At 60.0% G+C, this 18,240-nt stretch carries 15 protein-coding genes; 8 read left to right on the top strand and 7 right to left on the bottom strand.

Annotated elements, in window-relative coordinates:
- Positions 1-45: 45 nt before the first annotated feature.
- From IMCC20628_RS04210 to IMCC20628_RS04200, 3 genes are all read right to left on the bottom strand, one after another.
- Entirely contained in the window at positions 46-558 is a 513-nt protein-coding gene (locus tag IMCC20628_RS04210; protein ID WP_047029173.1) for a transglycosylase SLT domain-containing protein, read from the bottom strand.
- A 246-nt stretch (positions 559-804) separates the two neighbouring features.
- On the bottom strand, positions 805-1,566 hold the full coding sequence (locus IMCC20628_RS04205) for an N-acetylmuramoyl-L-alanine amidase (RefSeq protein WP_047029172.1): 762 nt from the start codon (positions 1,564-1,566) through the stop codon (positions 805-807).
- Positions 1,563-2,273: a DnaJ family molecular chaperone gene (locus tag IMCC20628_RS04200; protein ID WP_047029171.1), complete on the bottom strand. Its 711-nt coding sequence runs from the start codon at positions 2,271-2,273 to the stop codon at positions 1,563-1,565. Before IMCC20628_RS04200 ends, IMCC20628_RS04205 begins: the two co-directional genes overlap by 4 nt.
- A 140-nt stretch (positions 2,274-2,413) precedes the next feature.
- Here IMCC20628_RS04200 and IMCC20628_RS04195 point away from each other — a divergent pair, with 140 nt between their 5' ends.
- On the top strand, positions 2,414-3,337 hold the full coding sequence (locus IMCC20628_RS04195) for a DMT family transporter (RefSeq protein WP_082127993.1): 924 nt from the start codon (positions 2,414-2,416) through the stop codon (positions 3,335-3,337).
- Between the two features lie 6 nt (positions 3,338-3,343).
- On the opposite strand, the gene IMCC20628_RS04190 is transcribed toward IMCC20628_RS04195, so the two are convergent.
- The gene (locus tag IMCC20628_RS04190; protein WP_047029170.1) at positions 3,344-4,330 is read right to left on the bottom strand and encodes an aldo/keto reductase; all 987 of its coding nucleotides are present in this window, start codon (positions 4,328-4,330) and stop codon (positions 3,344-3,346) included.
- Positions 4,331-4,393: 63 nt separating this feature from the next.
- Positions 4,394-4,927: a winged helix DNA-binding protein gene (locus IMCC20628_RS04185; RefSeq protein WP_047029169.1), complete on the bottom strand. Its 534-nt coding sequence runs from the start codon at positions 4,925-4,927 to the stop codon at positions 4,394-4,396.
- Positions 4,928-5,048: 121 nt separating this feature from the next.
- On the opposite strand from IMCC20628_RS04185, the gene IMCC20628_RS04180 reads away from it, so the two are divergent.
- Positions 5,049-8,675, top strand: a complete 3,627-nt coding sequence (locus IMCC20628_RS04180; RefSeq protein ID WP_047029168.1) for a hydantoinase B/oxoprolinase family protein — start codon at positions 5,049-5,051, stop codon at positions 8,673-8,675.
- Positions 8,676-8,709: 34 nt separating this feature from the next.
- On the opposite strand, the gene IMCC20628_RS04175 is transcribed toward IMCC20628_RS04180, so the two are convergent.
- Positions 8,710-10,311, bottom strand: a complete 1,602-nt coding sequence (locus tag IMCC20628_RS04175; RefSeq protein ID WP_047029167.1) for an EAL domain-containing protein — start codon at positions 10,309-10,311, stop codon at positions 8,710-8,712.
- 313 nt (positions 10,312-10,624) lie between these two features.
- On the opposite strand from IMCC20628_RS04175, the gene IMCC20628_RS04170 reads away from it, so the two are divergent.
- The 3 genes from IMCC20628_RS04170 (at position 10,625) to IMCC20628_RS04160 (ending at position 13,394) form a co-directional block, all read left to right on the top strand.
- Positions 10,625-11,467, top strand: a complete 843-nt coding sequence (locus tag IMCC20628_RS04170; protein WP_047032243.1) for a GH25 family lysozyme — start codon at positions 10,625-10,627, stop codon at positions 11,465-11,467.
- 58 nt (positions 11,468-11,525) lie between these two features.
- Positions 11,526-12,050: an N-acetyltransferase gene (locus IMCC20628_RS04165; RefSeq protein WP_047029166.1), complete on the top strand. Its 525-nt coding sequence runs from the start codon at positions 11,526-11,528 to the stop codon at positions 12,048-12,050.
- Positions 12,051-12,206: 156 nt separating this feature from the next.
- Positions 12,207-13,394, top strand: coding sequence for a lytic murein transglycosylase (locus IMCC20628_RS04160; protein ID WP_047029165.1), 1,188 nt, complete (start codon positions 12,207-12,209; stop codon positions 13,392-13,394).
- Here the strand turns inward: IMCC20628_RS04160 and IMCC20628_RS04155 are convergent.
- Positions 13,377-14,963: a cation:proton antiporter gene (locus IMCC20628_RS04155; protein WP_082127991.1), complete on the bottom strand. Its 1,587-nt coding sequence runs from the start codon at positions 14,961-14,963 to the stop codon at positions 13,377-13,379. The two genes, IMCC20628_RS04160 and IMCC20628_RS04155, sit on opposite strands and share 18 nt — an antisense overlap.
- 306 nt (positions 14,964-15,269) lie before the next feature.
- On the opposite strand from IMCC20628_RS04155, the gene IMCC20628_RS04150 reads away from it, so the two are divergent.
- The 3 genes from IMCC20628_RS04150 to IMCC20628_RS04140 all read left to right on the top strand — a co-directional run bounded on the left by IMCC20628_RS04150 (position 15,270) and on the right by IMCC20628_RS04140 (position 18,213).
- Complete coding sequence (locus IMCC20628_RS04150; RefSeq protein WP_047029164.1) at positions 15,270-16,250, top strand: sialic acid TRAP transporter substrate-binding protein SiaP; 981 nt, start codon at positions 15,270-15,272, stop codon at positions 16,248-16,250.
- 72 nt (positions 16,251-16,322) lie between these two features.
- The gene (locus tag IMCC20628_RS04145; protein WP_047029163.1) at positions 16,323-16,889 is read left to right on the top strand and encodes a TRAP transporter small permease; all 567 of its coding nucleotides are present in this window, start codon (positions 16,323-16,325) and stop codon (positions 16,887-16,889) included.
- Positions 16,890-16,932: 43 nt separating this feature from the next.
- A complete protein-coding gene (locus tag IMCC20628_RS04140; RefSeq protein ID WP_047029162.1) occupies positions 16,933-18,213 on the top strand; it encodes a TRAP transporter large permease in 1,281 nt (426 codons plus the stop codon).
- The last annotated feature ends 27 nt before the right edge of the window (positions 18,214-18,240 follow it).

The following is an 18,240-nucleotide window of genomic DNA, read 5'->3' as shown; positions in this document are numbered from 1 at the left end:
TTCCCGCGATCCGAGTTATCAACCCGGAACACGGAGAAAATCCGCCTATTTCATAAGGCGGGTAACCTTGCCGCAATAGCGCTTGGACACCGGGTTCATGCGTTTGGCTGCATGCCCGGCATTGTATTTGAGAATGGTGCCACAGGTGGTGCCGCCGCCGAGTTGATGCGCTTTGGCAAGATAAAGCATGCCGAACTTGATATTGGTCTCGGGATTGTAAAGCGCCTTGGTCGAGCCGCGATATCCCATCATCCGAGCCGTTGCCGGTTTGATCTGCATAAGACCGACTTCGCCGGCTGAACCGCGGGCATTGGCGCGGTAGTTGCTCTCAACGGAAATCACCGCATGGGCAAGAGATTCAGGAACGCCGTGGGTTTTGGCATATTTTGAGATCAATTTCCCATAAGGACGGGCGGAATAGCCGAAGCTCAGCTCAGATCCCTTGATCGCGCTCTTGGAGATGGATCCTGTGGTTTCGCCCGATATTGCAGTGGTTTCGCAACCTGAAAGCACAACACTAAGCAGGGCCGCCGCAGCAGCCGAGAAAATTCGACGCATGTTTTGATTTACTCCGATAGCGCCTTGCCAACCCGTTGATTGACGAGGATGGGGCATGCCCCTGGCGCGTTTCTTGTCGGTCCGTAACCGGTAGAGGCCTCATGCCGTCGCCGGTCCGAACGTTGAAGCCAACTCAATCGGGCCACAGGCAGGCGGAATTAAGGTCAGGCAACCAAAAAATGCTGCATTGCAATAAACAAAAATATCAGCCTGTAACACTTCGCCGTTAAAGGGCGGGCATTCTGCTCACACACCGCCCGGTAGAGCGGTCAGCAGTTTGTGCAAAGTACCGATGGTTGACGCATCGGCGATGCCATCAACCCGCTCAGGCCGGAAATGGCGCTGGAAGGCGCAGATCGCTGCGGTGGTCTCGGCATCGAAGGCGCCGTCTACGCGGACATTGTAGCCATAAAGCGACAGCATGGTCTGCAGCGCCTCCACCGGCTGGCCCGTGTCGCCCTCCTGGAAAAACCGGCCGCCGCCAACCGGCATCGGCTCGACCCAATGGCCGATACCTGCCTTATGCAGCCGCTCCCAGGGAAAGCATTCACCCGGATCCTGCTTGCGCAGCGGCGCGATGTCTGAATGTGCCAGCACCCGCTCGGCAGGCAGATTGTGGCGATCTATGATGTCACGGCACAGCGCAATCACCGCGTCGATCTGGGCCTCATGAAAAGGTGGCGACCCCCCTGCATGACCGGGATTGGCGATTTCAATGCCGATCGAGGCTGAATTGAGGTCAGTCTCGCCTTTCCAGTGGCTTTGGCCTGCATGCCAGGCGCGGCCGCTTTCAGGCACGAGCTGGGTAACCAGCCCCGCCTCATCAACAAAATAATGCGAAGACACCTGGCTTTCTTCGGTGCACAGCCAGTCAAGCGCGGCCTGGGCAGTCGGCATGCCAGTATAATGCAGGATCATCATGTCAGGCACCCGGCCGTTCCTGCGCTCGCCACAATTCGGCGAGGGGCGAATTCGGGCTGCGGCAAAATCCGGCTGAAACTCATTCATGCCGCTGTTCGGGCTTTCTCGATCACCGCATAGGCGTCGTTAAGCGCCGCCATCCGGTCATTGGCGATCGACAAAAACGATTCCGGCACGCCGCGGGCGCGCATGCTGTCGGGATGGCTGTCGGCGGCCAACGCGCGGTAACGTTTCTTGACTTCATCAAATGGAGTCGAGTCCGGCAGACCAAGCACCGCATAGGGATCGATCCCGTCGGGATGAACGTGGCGCGCCAGGATCCGGTCAAAATGGATTTCATCGACGTGGAAGATATCGGCTACATTGGCGATGAACTCGAGTTCCTTTTCGTGGATCAACCCGTCGGCCTTGGCGATATGGAACAAACCGTCCAAAACGTCCTCAAGCATCGCGCAATTGCTCTGGCCCGAACCACACATCCCCGCCACTCGCTGGGCATAGGCTTCATAGCCAGCCACATCCTGCTTGGCCAGATTGTAAAGCCGAGCCACATTGCCTGCCTCGGCCTGCGGTATGGCGAAAATCTCCTGGAATGCCCGGACTTCTTCAGGCGCAACAACGCCGTCCGCCTTGGCCATTTTGGCCGACAGCGCAATCACCGCCACGGAAAACGCAACCTTGCGCCGTGTTTCCGGATCGCCGGCGAAGACCGTTCGTACGGCTTCGACAACACCAGAAAAGGCAGTGGACGCTGTTTCACCAATCGCGTCGAACAGGCGGGAGAACATAGACATGATTTGTTCTTAAGCGATTTGAAAGAAAAGATCGAGTGTTTGCAGTGCACAATTCGAGATCGACCCATCACTGCTGTCGATCTGATCCATCGCCGAAATTCGCTGGACCATCACCGGTCTGCGCCGGTAAGGCTTGATCCATGCCAAATACACCCGATGCCCTCTCCTCCCCCCTCGCAGCAACGCCCGCCCCGGCATCCTCCGGTCACCCGCTGGCCGGACTGGCGCTCGGCTTCATCGGCGTGGTCATTTTTGGCGCGACCCTGCCCGCAACCCGCATTGCGCTCGAAGGTTTTTCGCCCGCCTTCATCACCTTCGCGCGGGCGCTGATTGCGGCGAGCGTCGCCGGCGCCACGCTGCTCATTCTGAGAAAGCCGTTCCCGCGCAAGCATGCCCTCTCACTGCTTATCGCCGGAGTTTTGCTGGTCTATGGGTTTCCCGGCTTCTCCAGTGTCGCCATGCAAACCGTGCCGGCGTCGCATGGTGGCGTCGTGCTCGGCGTGCTGCCGTTGATGACTGCCACATTTGCAGCCCTGTTCGGCGGTGAACGCCCCGGCCTGGCCTTCTGGGCCTGGAGCATCGCCGGCGCCGCTCTGGTGATGATTTTTTCGCTGTCGGGTGCCGACATCGAACCCGGCATTGGTGATCTCTGGCTTGGTTGCGCCGCCCTGTCCGCAGCCTGCGGCTATGTCATTTCGGGCAAGCTTGCCCGCACAAGGCCCGGCTGGGAAGTCATCAGTTGGGCGCTGGTTATCACCGCACCTCTGTCGCTGGCGGGAACCCTTTTCACCTGGGACGCCGGCGTCAACCAGCCGGACACCAACGCCCTGATCGCACTCGGCTACCTGGCGCTCGGATCAATGTTTGCCGGTTTCATCTTCTGGAACTGGGGCATGGCCATTGGCGGCATTGCCCGTGTCGGCCAGGTGCAACTGTTGCAAAGCTTTGTCACGCTGGGCCTCTCCGCCCTGCTTCTGGGCGAAACCATCACCCCTGTGACGCTCGGCTTCGCGATCGCCGTGGGCTTCGTGGTCTGGTGCGGACGCAAGGCCAAGGTGGGGTGAGGACCGTCAGCTGTGCCCCGCCACCTCGCGCGGCTTGTAGGCCGCTTCCAACAGGCGAATGGAAGCTGCATCAAGCTTCACATCAAGCGCGCCAATCGCTTCTTCGAGCTGGGCAATCTTGGTGACGCCGACGATCGGCGCGGTTACGAAGTCTTTCGACATCACCCAGGCGTAGGCCACCTGCGCCGGCTTGACGCCGAGTTTGGCGGCGACCTTCTCGACGCGTGAAAGGATGGCATAATCCTGCGCCGAGCCAAAATATCCGAGCGCCATCTTGTCGGTTGTCGCACGGTTGGTCGCCTGCCCGTCCTTGGGCCGGTTGCCGGCCAGAAACCCGCGCGCGATCGGCGACCATGGCACCACGCCAACGCCCTCGCTCTGGCAGTAGGCCATCATTTCGCGCTCTTCCTCGCGATAGGCCAGATTGTAGAAATTCTGCATGGCGGCGAACTGCTGGTAACCCCGCGCCTTTTGCATCTCGCGCAGCTTGGCAAACTGCCAGGCCCACATTGAAGACCCGCCGACATAGCGCACCTTGCCGGACTGAACCACCGCTTCAAGCGCATCCAGCGTTTCTTCGAATTGCGTGTCAGGATCAAGCCGGTGGATATAGAGAATATCGACATAATCCATGCCGAGCCGCGTGAGCGACTGGTCAATCTGATCGAAGATATGCTTGCGCGACAAGCCGCGGTCGTTGGGCCGGCCATCGCTCATCCTGAGCCCCACCTTTGTGGCCACAACGATCTCGTCGCGCCGCGCATAGGCCTTCAACGCCTTGCCGGTGATCTTCTCGGAATCGCCGTAATTGTAGTGATTTGCCGTGTCGAAGAAGTTGATGCCGCTTTCCACCGCCTTGCGGAAGAATGGCTGCGCAGCCTCTTCATCAATGACCCAGGGATGCGTCGGCCCGCCCGGCGTGCCGAAGCTCATGCAGCCAAGGCACAGCCGCGACACCTTCAGACCTGTTTTTCCCAACCGGACATAATCCATGCACCTGCTCCCGTGGTCTTTGCTGCAACGTGGCATGACGATAGGCAGTCAGCAACCGAACGGTCAATAGCTGGCGGCGGCGCGCGAGGCCTGGTCGTATTGACCCGACATCACCCGCATCAGCGCCGCGATCTCGCTGAGCCGGGCCTCATCCAGACCCAGTGACTTGACCGACTCAATCAGCAGCTTTTCCCGCAAGTCCCGGTAACGCAGGCACAGATCCGCCCCGGCCTTGGTGATCCGCGCGGTCTTTTCCTTGCCGCGACGGCCCGGCTCCACCAGCGCCAGCGCCGCAAGTTTCTTCAGCGCATAGGCCACAACATGGGTGTCCTCGATGTTGAACATCATGCACAGTTCCGACTGGCTCTTGTCGCGCTCGCGGTGATTGATCGCATGCAGGATCTGCACCTCAATCGCCGACAGCCCCTCACCGCCCGCCGCCGCCGTGCAGCGGGTGGTCCAGCGCTGGAAGGCATTGCTCAGGATCACCAGTCCGAATTCCAGTTCCGACAACGCCGGCATACTGCCATCGGCCAGATGCGAGGCCGAAACAATAGGGCCAACGCCTGTCGCAGCGGATGATTTCTGTTGAGCCATTATAATTACACTCACATTTTATCTACAAAATGTTGACGTTATGCCGACAATAAGCATTATACGCAGACCATTATCCGTGTCCATGGCATCAGCCGGGCGCGCAATCACTGGAGCGATTGATATGAGCGGCGTTTGGGATTTCTGGATTGATCGTGGTGGCACCTTTACCGATGTGGTCGGTCGTGCACCCGATGGCACGCTGCATCAGCACAAATTGCTGTCTGAAAATCCCGAGGCCTATCCCGACGCCGCCATCCAGGGCATCCGCGATCTGCTTGGCGTCGATCAAGACACGCCGGTTCCGCCATCCCGCGTCGGCCACGTCAAGATGGGCACCACGGTTGCCACCAATGCGCTGCTCGAGCGCAAGGGTGACCGCACATTGCTAGTCATCACCAAGGGTTTCCGCGACGCGCTGCGCATTGCCTACCAGGCCCGGCCTGACATCTTCGCCAAGGAAATCATCCTGCCCGAACAGCTTTATGAGCGTGTCATCGAGGTCGATGAGCGGACCATGGCCGACGGCAAGGCGGTGCGCGGTGTGGACCTCGAAGCGCTGGAGCCGGAACTTGCCAAAGCCCACGCCGACGGCATCGATTCCGTTGCCATCGTGCTGATGCATTCATGGCAAAACCCGATCCACGAAATCATCGTCGAGGGCGCCTGCCAGCACGCTGGCTTTGCCCAGATCTCGGTCAGCAGCCAGGTCTCGCCGCTGGCCAAGCTGGTCGGCCGTGGCGACACAACGGTTGTCGACGCCTATCTCTCGCCGATCCTGAGACGCTATGTCGACCGGGTCGCAGGCGAACTCGGCGCCACCCCCTCTGGTGAACCGGGCCCGACGCTGCAGTTCATGATGTCCTCTGGCGGCCTGACCGCGGCTGACATGTTTCGCGGCAAGGATGCCATCCTCTCAGGCCCCGCAGGCGGTGTTGTCGGCATGGTCGAGACTGCCGCCCTGGCAGGTTTCGACAAGGTCATTGGCTTTGACATGGGAGGCACCTCCACCGACGTTGCCCATTATGACGGTGACTATGAGCGCGCTTTCGACACCGAAGTGGCCGGCGTGCGCATCCGCGCACCAATGATGCGCATTCACACTGTCGCCGCCGGCGGCGGCTCGATCCTGCATTCGGGTGAAGGCCGCTTCCGCGCCGGTCCCGATTCCGCAGGCGCCAATCCCGGCCCCGCCTGCTACCGCCGCGGCGGCCCGCTCACCGTCACCGACGCCAATGTCATGCTCGGCAAGCTGCAGCCCGACTTCTTCCCCGCCATCTTCGGTCCGGCGCAGGACCAACCGCTTGATTCCGACGCCGTACGCGCCGCGTTTGACGCTCTCGCCAGCGACCAGCCCGGCAAGTCGGCCGAGGAAATCGCCGAAGGCTTCGTCACCATCGCGGTCGAGAACATGGCCAACGCCATCAAGAAGATCTCGGTGCAGCGCGGCTATGACGTCACCCGCTACCTGCTCAACTGCTTCGGCGGCGCCGGTGGTCAGCACGCCTGTCTGGTGGCCGACGCGCTGGGCATGGAATCGATCCTGATCCACCCCTTCTCCGGACTGCTGTCAGCCTACGGCATCGGTTTGGCCAGCGTCTTCGCCAGCCGCCAGCAGGCGATCATCAAGCCGCTCGCGGAGGAAAGCCGCCTCGACGTCAAACTGCTGATCGACACCCTGTGCAAGGGCGTGTTCGAGGAACTGGCAAGCCAGGGCGTCCCCGATGACGCGATCAGCTGGCGGCCGCTTCTGCAGCTGCGCTATGACGGCACCGACACCACCATACCGGTTGCTTTCTCCGACTTTGATTTCGACGCCGCCCTCGCTGAATTTGAAAAAGCTCACAAGGCCCAGTTCGGATTTGTCTATGAGAACAAGACCGTCATCATCGAGGCAATTTCAGTGGAAGGCCTCGACGACCGCAAGGACGGCCGCGTCGAGCCTGAACACCTGATGACCACTGTGGAAGCCGATGGCGGCGAGACCCGCCAGATCTATTCGAACGGTGAGTGGCGCGACGCACTGGTGATCCGCCGCGACCGCCTGCGCCCCGGCCACAGGATCGCAGGTCCTGCTTTGATCATTGAGCCCAACCAGACCATTGTCATCGAGCCCGGCTGGGAAGCCCGCATCAATATCCTCGATCACGTCGTGCTGACCCGCTATGAGAAGCTAGACCGCGCACTGGCCATCGGCGCCGATCAGGCCGATCCGATCATGCTCGAAGTCTTCAACAACCTGTTCATGTCGATCGCCGAGCAGATGGGTGTGACGCTGCAGAACACCGCCTATTCGGTCAACATCAAGGAAAGACTGGACTTCTCCTGCGCCGTCTTCGACCGAACCGGTGCGCTGGTCGCCAATGCACCGCATATGCCGGTGCATCTGGGCTCGATGGACCGCTCGGTGGAAACCATCATCCGTCTCAACGAAGGCGACATCCATCCCGGCGACGTCTTCGCCTTGAACGCGCCCTACAATGGCGGCACCCATCTGCCCGATATCACCGTCGTCACTCCGGTGTTCTCAGACGACGGAACGGAAATCCTGTTCTGGTCAGCCTCGCGTGGGCACCATGCAGATGTCGGCGGCACCGCGCCCGGCTCGATGACACCGCTTGCTACCACGGTCGACGAGGAAGGCGTGCTGATCGACAATTTCCGCATCGTCGAGCGCGGCCGGTTCCGGGAAAAAGAGCTGATCGAAATCCTCACCGATCACCCCTTCCCGGTCCGCAACGTCACCCAGAACGTCGCCGACCTGAAGGCCCAGATTGCCGCCAACGAGAAGGGCGTCGCCGACCTCAGAAAGATGGTCACCGACTTCGGCCTTGATGTGGTCGAGGCCTATATGGGCCACGTCCAGGACAATGCAGCCGAAAGCGTTGCCCGGGTTATCTCCACCCTGTCCGATTGCGAATATGAATACCCGACCGACACCGGTCAGGTGATCAAGGTGAAGATCTCGGTCGATCGCGAAAAGCGTGAAGCGACAGTCGATTTCACCGGCACCTCGGATGCGATGGAAAACAACTTCAACGCACCCGAGCCGGTGGCCCGCGCCGCCGTGCTCTACTGCTTCCGGGTGATGGTCGAAAAACCGATCCCGATGAATGCAGGCTGCCTCAGGCCGATCCGCATCATCATCCCGGAAGGTTCGATGCTCAAACCGGCCTATCCGCGCGCTGTCGTGGCCGGCAATGTCGAAACCTCGCAGCACGTCACCAACGCCATCTTCGGTGCGCTCGGCGCACTGGCCAACAGCCAGGGTACGATGAACAACCTGACCTTCGGCAATGACACGCACCAGTACTACGAGACCATCTGTTCGGGCTCACCGGCAGGCTATGAGAATTCCGGCCGCGGCTTCAACGGCACCTCGGGCGTCCACACCCACATGACCAACTCACGCCTCACCGATCCGGAAATCCTGGAGATGCGCTTCCCGGTTCAGCTCGAGGATTTCCATATCCGCGATGGCTCTGGCGGCACCGGCAAATTCAGCGCCGGAAATGGCACCAAGCGCACCATCCGCTTTCTTGAGCGCATGGATCTGGCAATCCTGTCCTCGCATCGCAACCGTCCACCGCTGGGCATTGACGGCGGCGGCGAAGGTCAGGTCGGCAAGACGGAGGTGCGCAGGCGTGATGGCAGCATCGAAACGCTGAAAGCCTGCGACCAGACCGTGCTGGAAGCAGGTGATGCCGTAATCCTGACCACCCCGACTGCCGGCGGCGCCGGAAAGGCCTGATAACGCCCCATCGATCGGTGCCGGCCGCTCCTGCTCAGCCTGCTTTGCGAAGATCACTGCTATCTGGCTGGGCAGGAGCCAGGCCGGCCAGCGATGTGAAAAACTGCCGGGCCCGTTCTGCGCTCAGAGCCGGTCCGGCAAAACTGCCCTCGACTTCTTCGGCCCCCGCCTTGAGGGCACACTGAAGGTCTGCCACAGAGTCGACGCCAGTCAAGGTCACAAGCGTTCCGACGGTGGCTGCCAGTTGCAGGAACAGGTTCAGCATCTGCGGCATCTGCTTCTCGCCGGCGATCGCCTTGATGCCGGCAAGGTTGAGGCGGACGCGATCGACCGGATAGGGCCGGCCCATCGACAATCCCGCAACGCTGGCGGCGAATTCGCTGACCGCAATGCGCACTCCAGCACTGCGCAACAGCTCGAGATTGGTCAGGGCGACAGGGCATTTTCCCATGGCAGCATTGGACGTAACGTCTATGACAAGCCGTTCGGGCGCGACACCGGCATGCTTCAGTTCCATTGCAACCAGCGGCGCAAACCCCTGATCCTGAAGTTGAAGAGGTGAAACCGGCAGGGTGATTTCAGCCTGGCCTGTGATTTTACCGACATCGCCGAGTGCCTGGCGCAACATCCATTTGCCGATCAGCACGATCAATCCGCTTTGCTCTGCCAGAGGCATGAATGCCGCTTGCTCGATATTGCCAAGATCGGGGTGGTTCCAGCGCAGGCTGGCCCTGAAGCCCGACGGTGACAGTGTCGCGGTCTTGATCACCGGCAGATATTCAAGTTCGAATGCGCTTGTGGCCACGGCCGCGCGCATGGCTGCCTCCAGCCCGCGTCGATTCTGGTAATCGTTGTCCATGTCCACGCTGTAGAAACAGTGATTGGAGCCTGGCTTCGATTTGGCGCGATAGAGCGCCAGATCCGCGCGTTTCAGAAGGTCGGACAAGGTTGCCGCCGGTCCGTCCGTCATCGCGATCCCGACGCTGCAGAAAGTATCGATGGCGCCATCGCCATAGACCACCGGACGGAATACCGACGCCGAAAATTCCGCGCAAAACCGGGTGATTTCGTCCGTGCTGTGGGTGCCTTCCCAAAGGATCACGAATTCGTCGCCGCCAAGCCGGTAGACCCGGCGGCTGTCGCCGCAATATGCCTGCAGCCGCTCCGCCAATGCCTTGAGAACCGCATCGCCGGCGGCATGACCCATCGTGTCGTTTATGAATTTGAACCGGTCGAGATCAAACAGCATCAGCGTCATGGCTGCAGACTGCCCCGGCATGCGGGCAGCTATCTGATCAAAGTCTTCGGTCAACGCGTGACGGTTGCGCAATCCTGTCAGGCTGTCGTGATAAGCGGCTTTCCGGAATCGTTCAGCGGCAGCCCGCTCACTGCCGATTTGTTGTGCCAGACGGTCATGGCGGCGGCCAAGTCCGGCAATAAGTCCAGTAACGGCAATCGGCGCGGCAACTGCGGCTATGCCCAGCGCACTGAAAGTCGTTTCAAATCCTGTATGCGTACCCCCGACACCAACGAGCATCTCTCCAGCGAGTGCCGCCAGAGGTGTAATTGATGCGATTGCCAAACCAACGATTGCATATCGCTTGCTCTTGTTTGGCAGATAAGAATTCAGCATCATGCTAAATACTCCTGTTCCCCGACGCACCATAGCCGTTGAGGCTTTAACAAAAAGTAACCGGTAACTTTTGTGGTAAACACATGATTTATCGTGTTTTTCAAAATTTAAGCTTTTGTCGTTAAACCAGAGGAAAATCTCCTCTTGGCGAGACCGTCAAACGGGAGTCACCACCAATTCCGGACTGTGTAGCGCCTTGATGACACACAATGATTCCCCAAAAGGCAGGTCCATGTCCCGCCAGAACCCCGATTTCATTCCTGCGATGCCGGCCTTGGCGCGCCGCATTAAATCCCTGTGGATAACCAAACCCGGCCTGAAACTGACCCTGATGGTGCTGCTTGCCGCTGGAACCGTCGGCTTGTCAGGCTGCAGTTCCACAAGTCTTGAAGACAGTCTTAAGCCGATCGGCAAGTCAAAGCAGACCGCGTCCGGACCGGCCCGTAACGTCGTCAAGTTGGAAGCGCCCGGAAAGGGCCGCTATGGCGACAGCGACCCGGTGGAATTCGGCAAACGCCACCCGGACCGCTACCCGGTCCACGGCATCGACATTTCCAAATGGCAGGGCGAGATTGACTGGAACCAGGTTCGCAAGGCCGGAGTAGCATTCGCCTTCATGAAGGCGACCGAGGGCGGCGATCATACCGACAGCCGCTACGAGAGCTATTGGCGCGGCGCCCGCGCCGCCGGGATCGCCCATGCGCCCTATCATTTCTATTACTTCTGCCGCCCGGCGCGCGAACAGGCCGCCTGGTTCATCGCCAATGTGTCGCGGGAATCGGTGCAGATGCCGCCGGTGCTCGATGTCGAGTGGAATCACGCCTCAAAGAACTGCACAAGCCGCCCTGATCCGGAAACCGTGCGCACCGAAATGAAAATCTGGATGGACATCGTCGGCGCCCATTACGGCAAGCGGCCGATCATCTACACCCCGGTCGATTTTCACCGCGAGAATCTTGACGGCCATTTCAAGGGCTATCAGTTCTGGCTGCGTTCGGTCGCCGCCCACCCGCAGGACATCTATCCCGACCACCCCTGGACCCTGTGGCAGTACACCGGCACCGGCATCATGCCCGGCATCAAGGGCAACACCGACATCAACGCCTTTGCCGGAACCAAGACCCAGTGGCGCGAATGGCTGAGGAAATACGCCCGCTAACCCTGCGCTTGCCTTGAAGTAGCGCAATATCGGCAACACGTTCTCAATCGAGGGCATCATGCAAACCATCAAGATCCGCAGCAGCCAAGCGGATGATATGTTATCGATCGAACGGCTTTATCCCGATGCCTTCCCGGATGAGGATCTGTTGCCGCTGGTCAGGCAGCTATTGACGGAAGAGCCCGGCATTCTCTCGCTCGTTGCACAAGCAGGTGTCACAGTGGTGGGGCATATCCTGTTCACAACCTGTGGGATAACGGCCAGCGACATCAAAGCCGCCCTGCTCGCACCGCTCGCCGTCGCGCCGAAATGGCAGCGGCAGGGCGTTGGCACAGCGCTGATCCGCGAGGGACTGGAACAACTCAAGCCCACCGGTATCGCTCAAGTCTATGTGCTGGGCGATCCCGCCTATTACGGCCGCAGCGGCTTCAAACCGGAAACCGGGGTTGCACCACCCTATCCCTTGCCAGCACAATGGCGCGAAGCTTGGCAGTCGCTTAACCTCGACTCCACTTCAGCGCCGGATCATGGAACACTCATGCTCCCGGAGCCATGGCTGCAACCGGCCCTATGGAGGCCATGAAAGGCAGCGACCGGCCTTGTGCGCATCCAGCTCGCCTCTGCCGAAGCCTGAACCATTACGTTCTGCCGACACGATACTTGGAGCATCCCGGGAATCACCTCATCATTGCCACAAATTTGGGGTGGGTTCGCCATTCCATCAGGAGTTGACGCCATCATGACATCAAAAATCACCCTCGCCCTTCTTCTCTCAAGCATTCTGGCGACGCCGGCGCTGGCGCAAGCGCCCGCCTGCGGCGGCAATTTCGCGCAATTCCTTGAGGGCGTAAGAGCCGAAGCGGTGGGCCGTGGCATCAGCGACGAGGTTGCCACCAAGGCTTTGCGTCGGGCGACTGTCGACAACAAGGTGTTGTCGCGCGACCGGGCACAGGGTGTGTTCCGGCAGACATTTCTCGAGTTTTCCCAGCGCTCCGTCAGCTCCAACCGCATGCAGGTCGGCGCCAAGAAAATGAAACAATACGCCAGCACCTTTGCGCGTGCCGAAGCCGAATATGGCGTGCCTGCCGCGGTGATCACAGCTTTCTGGGGACTGGAAACAGATTTTGGCGCGGTGCAGGGCGATTTCAACACATTGAATGCGCTGGCGACGCTGGCGCATGACTGCCGCCGGCCTGAACTGTTCCGGCCGCAACTTCTCGCTGCCGTCGAAATGGTTGGCCATGGCGACCTTGATCCAACAGGCACCACCGGCGCCTGGGCCGGCGAAATAGGCCAGGTGCAGATGCTGCCCAAGGACATCCTTGCCTATGGCATCGATGGCGATGGCGACGGACATGTCAATCTCAAGAAGTCGTCGGAAGACGCCATCATGACCGCCGCCAGGTTTATCCAGGCGCTCGGCTGGCGTGCCGGCGAGCCATGGCTGGCAGAAGTCTCACTGCCCAAGGATGCCTTCCCCTTTGAGAAATCCGGGCTTGGACAAGGCATGAAGCTCAGCGACTGGACAAGTCTGGGCGTCGGCTTCCGCAACGGCGCGCCGACCTCGCAAAACCTGGCGGCAGATCTGGTGCTGCCGCAGGGCCGCAATGGCCCGGCGTTCCTGGTGTTTCCGAATTTCTCGATCTATCTCGAATGGAACCAGAGCTTCATCTACACCACATCGGCCGCCTATTTTGCCACCCGGCTTGCCGGCGCGAAGCCCTATGATGCAGGCAACCCCGGCGACGGGCTTGGGGATATAGCGATGAAGCAATTGCAGCAAAAGCTTGCTGCCCTGGGCCATGATGTCGGCAAGATCGACGGCATTCTGGGCGGCGGCACCCGCGCTGCGGTGCGTGCCGAACAGCTTCGCCTCGGCCTTCCTGCCGATGGCTGGCCGGACCAGACGCTACTCGGCCGGCTTTGAGGCTTTCCGCCGTTTGGGCGAAGCTGCCTTCGGGTGTGTGATCGCCGATTGACCGGTCTCGTCGAGTGGCCCTGTGGCCGCCCGGTTGATTGATGGCGGCTGTGATGGCGCCTCGGCGCTGTCGGAACCACTGGCCGTCATTATCGGTTTGTCAGTGACCGCTTCCGCCGCTTCAGGCACTGCCGTGACGTGTTCACCCGGTTTGGCAGATGTGGCGCGGCGCGCCCGACGCTGATAGAGCGCAAAGCGAAGCGCGCGGTATCGCGCCCTCGCCGCCCAGACGACGTTCTCAACTCCATCAAGTTCATCCTCATAGGCCTGCGCCAGCGCTTGCTTGTAGGAGCCCAGACCTTCGTTGGCGAGGTCTTCTACGCGTTCCATCAGATTGAACCAGACCGGCGAGACAAGAAGCGAGATCGCTGTGACCGCAATCGCCAGACGGTAGAGATCGGCGCCAAAAGCCCCCGAGGCAAACCCTGCTGCCGCGAGCACAAAAGAGAATTCGCCGACCTGCGCCATCGACAAGCCGGCCAACAGTGCCGTCTTCGGATCCGCGCCGGTAAGGCGCAGCAGAAAGATGTTGAGCGCGGTTTTCAATCCCACCACCAGGAATGCGGTCGCCACAACAAGCCAGATATTTGCCAGAATGTAATCGAGATCGATCAGCAAGCCGATCGACAGGAAGAACACCACCAGAAGAATGCTCTGGATCGGTTCAATCACCGGAATGATCCGGCTTCGAAGCGTGGAGTTGCCGATGACGATACCGGCCAGAAACGCGCCATAGACCGGCGACAGCCCGGCCAGACCGGACAGCGCCGCGGCCGAAAAGCACAATGCCAGTGAGCCAATGGTCAGAAGGTCGACATTGTCCTCGATCGCTTCGGCAAAAGGCAGCTTGAGTTTAGGGTGGCGGCCGAACCACCACAACAGCCCGGCCAGCAGCGCCACCGCAACCACCATCTTGAAGGCCACATCACCCAGATCGAATCCGTCGCCGCCGAGACTCGACACCAGAATCAACATCGGCACCACCGCGAGATCCTGTGCGATCAGCACGCCCACAGCGACACGCCCGGGCGCGCCGCGCAATTCGCCCATCTCGTCGAGCATCTTCATCGCCACAACGGTGCTCGACAGCGCGATAATGAAGCCCAGAATAATGGTTTCGGACAGACTGGCGTCCAGCACATAGGCCAGCACCCCCGCCAGCGCCATTGACGCGATCAATTGCCCGCCGGCCACCAGCACAGCCTGTTTGAGACCAAGCACAAAGGCCTTGATCGACAATTCCATGCCGATGAAGAACAGCAGCACAACCACGCCCATTTCAGCCAGCAGCGAGACGTTTTCAGAAGTCGAAATCACCCCCAGGCCAGTCGGGCCAAGCGCCAGGCCGGCCAGGATAAAGCCGACCAGCGGCGGTTGCCTGAGACGCATGAATCCAAGCCCGAGCAGCGCTGCGATGGCAACCGCGATGGCGATCGAGACCATATGATCACCATGATGAACGGCTTGATCGACAACACCACCCACCGTTTCGACAGCACCCACAATTTGTTCTTCCATCCACGTCTCCTTGTGCGGCCAGCGTAGTGTGCTTTACCGCAATTGCAAAACGGATGTGGAAAACTTTGGACAGGAGTTCGGCCCGATCCATCTGGTTCCGCAACGGCAGAATCAGGTTTGCCCTGACCTCGAAGATCAGGGTCCAATCGTCGAAAATCATTCCAGGACTTGCGATAAAATCGCCTTGCCAACAAGCTGGCATACTAGTATATATTCCGCATCATGTGGCAAAATTTGCGTGTGATGTAGAGGATGATTTGCAACTGGCCTGCATTAGAGTCAGTGTAGTTTTGGGAGGAACTATCCATGAAAACGAAAGATATCGCACTTGCCGCACTGGCCTCGACAATGCTGACGGCGACGTCCGTCCCCGCATTTGCCGCGCCAACCACGCTGAAATGGGCGCATGTCTATGAATCCAGCGAGCCATATCACACCTGCGCCGTAGCGGCGTCCGATATGCTGTCGAAGGCAACCGAAGACCGCTACAACATCGAGGTGTTTCCGGCCTCGTCGCTGGGTAAGGAAGTCGACATCAATGAAGGCCTCGGGCTCGGCACCGTAGACATCATCTACACCGGCCAGCTGTTTGCCGGCCGCTCCTATGGGCCGATCGCCATCGGCGGCGCGCCATTCATGTTCCGCGACTTCGATCACTGGGACAAGTACCGCAATTCCGAGCTCTTCGGCGAAATGTCGAAGGGCTATGAAGATGCTTCGGGCAACCACATCACCTCGATGACCTATTACGGTCAGCGCCACGTCACCTCCAATGTCGAGATCAAGGCACCTGCGGACATGGAAGGCCTGAAGATCCGCGTCCCCAACGCGCCTCTCTACATGATGTTCCCGCTGGCTGTCGGCGCCAACCCGACGCCGATCGCCTTTGCAGAGGTCTATCTGGCTCTGCAGCAAGGCACCGTCGACGCCCAGGAAAACCCGCTGCCCACCATCCAGGCCAAGAAATTCTACGAGGTGCAAAAATTCATCACGCTGACCGGCCATATCAGCGATGCGCTGATGACCATCGTCGGCGGCCCGACCTGGGGCAGCATGAGCGCCGAGGATCAGGCAGCACTTGACACCGTGCTTGATGAGACAGCGGTTTGTGCCAGCGACCAGATCATCCAGAAGGAAAAGGATCTGGTGCAATGGTTCAAGGACAACGGCGTCACCGTCAACGAGGTTGACCGCACGCCGTTCCGTGAAGCCACGATGAAGCTGCACAATGGCCCTGACGCCACCTGGGACCAGGCCACCTACGACAAGCTGCAGGCCATCAAGTAACCGAATCCGGACATTTGCGCGTTGCGCGGCGGCCTTGGGCCGCCGCGTCTCAGTCCCTTCGGAGGTTGCCTGATGTCAACAAAAGACAAATCCACAACTGAATCCTCGATCGCCAAACTGATCCATGAGGAGGACGAGGACCTGTCCGGTTTCCAGGTTGACGACGGTCTGGTGTTGACCGTGTTCTGGGCATTGGCCTTCGTCGTCTTTCTGCAGTTCTTCACCCGCTATGTGCTCAACAATTCGCTCGGCTGGACCGAAGAGATCGCCCGCTTCCTGTTGATCGCGGTGACCTTTCTCGGCGCCGTCATGGCGGTCCGCCGCGAAAGCCACATCGCCGTCGAACTGGCGTTCCGCTGGCTGTCGCGGCCGGTGCGCAAGGCACTGCAATATTTCATCGATGTCGTCTCAATCGTCTTTTACGGCTTCATGGGCTTTTTGTGCACCCAGGTGGCCGGCAGGACCCAGCAGAAGATGGTCTCGCTCAACTTTCCGAAATCGTCGATCTACTGGTTCATTTCAGCCTGCTTTCTGGCCATGACCATCTACGCGCTGATTGTTTTCTGGCGCCACTGGCGCTCGGGCAGCAGCCGATTGATCGACCCCGAAACCGCCAAGGCAACCGGCCCGACGCTTTGACCCGTCCTGCCATCGCCCCCTCCGCTTCGAGCAAAGGCACACCATGCTTCTGACCCTGCTTTTCGTCATGGTTTTCGCGCTGATCATGCTCGGTGTCCCGGTCGCCATCGCGCTGGCCGGCTCCTCGGCCGTGTTCATCCTGCTTGACGGCCACGTACCCGGCCTTGTCGTGGCGCACCGCATGATCAATGGCGTCGATTCCTTTCCGCTGTTGGCCGTGCCGTTCTTCATCCTCGCCGGCAACCTGATGAACACCGCCGGCATCACCGAGCGCATTTTCGATTTCGCCAAGGCGATGATCGGCTGGCTGCCGGGCGGACTCGGCCACGTCAATATCGGCGCCTCGGTTATCTTTGCCGGCATGTCGGGGGCCGCCGTCGCTGACGCAGGCGGGCTCGGCGCCATCGAAATCAAGGCCATGCGTGACGCCAATTACGATCCGGGCTTTGCTGTCGGCATCACCGCTGCGTCCTCCACCATCGGTCCGATCATCCCGCCATCGCTGCCAATGGTGATCTATGGTGTCGTTGCTGGCGCTTCCATCGGTCAGCTGTTTGCCGCAGGCTTCATTCCTGGCATGCTGATGGCCGTCGCGCTGATGATCATGGTCGCCTTCTACGCCCGCCGCTACAAGTACCCTCGCGATCAGGCGTTCCGCTTTTCAGTCCTGGGTCATGCCTTCATCCGCGCATTCCTGTCACTGCTTACGCCGGTGATCATTGTCGGCGGCATCCTCTCGGGCGCCTTCACCCCGACGGAAGCTGCCATTGCCGCCTGCGCCTGGGCGCTGATCCTCGGATTGTTCGTCTACCGCACGCTGACCATCAGGCGCTTCCTGAAGGTCTCGATGGACACCATCGAGACCACCTCCGTGGTGCTGTTCATCGTCGCCGCCGCATCTATCTTTGCTTGGATCCTGACCTCAAACCGGGTGCCGGAGCATTTCGCCGCGCTGATCCTCGGGGTGTCGGAAAATCCGATCATCATCTTGCTGCTGATCAACATCATCCTGCTCATTGTCGGCTGTTTCATGGAAACCGTTGCCGCCATCACCATTCTGGTGCCGGTATTGCTGCCAATTGCCGTGCATATCGGTATCGACCCGGTTCATTTCGGTGTCATTCTCGTGCTCAACCTGATGATCGGCCTGCTTACCCCACCAGTCGGCATGGTGCTCTATGTGCTCTCGCGGGTCTCGAAAGTACCATTCGAACGCTGCGTTACCGCCACCGCCCCATTCCTGATTCCGCTTTTTGCGGTACTGATGCTGGTGACATTCTTTCCGATCTTCACCATGTGGCTGCCGACACTGATCTATCGCTGAGCCTCGACCGAGCCGGGACAGGCTCCG

Source organism: Hoeflea sp. IMCC20628 (genome assembly GCF_001011155.1).
Lineage (GTDB): Bacteria > Pseudomonadota > Alphaproteobacteria > Rhizobiales > Rhizobiaceae > Hoeflea.
Note: the sequence above shows the minus strand (reverse complement) of the source record. Positions and strands in the feature narration are given on the sequence as shown.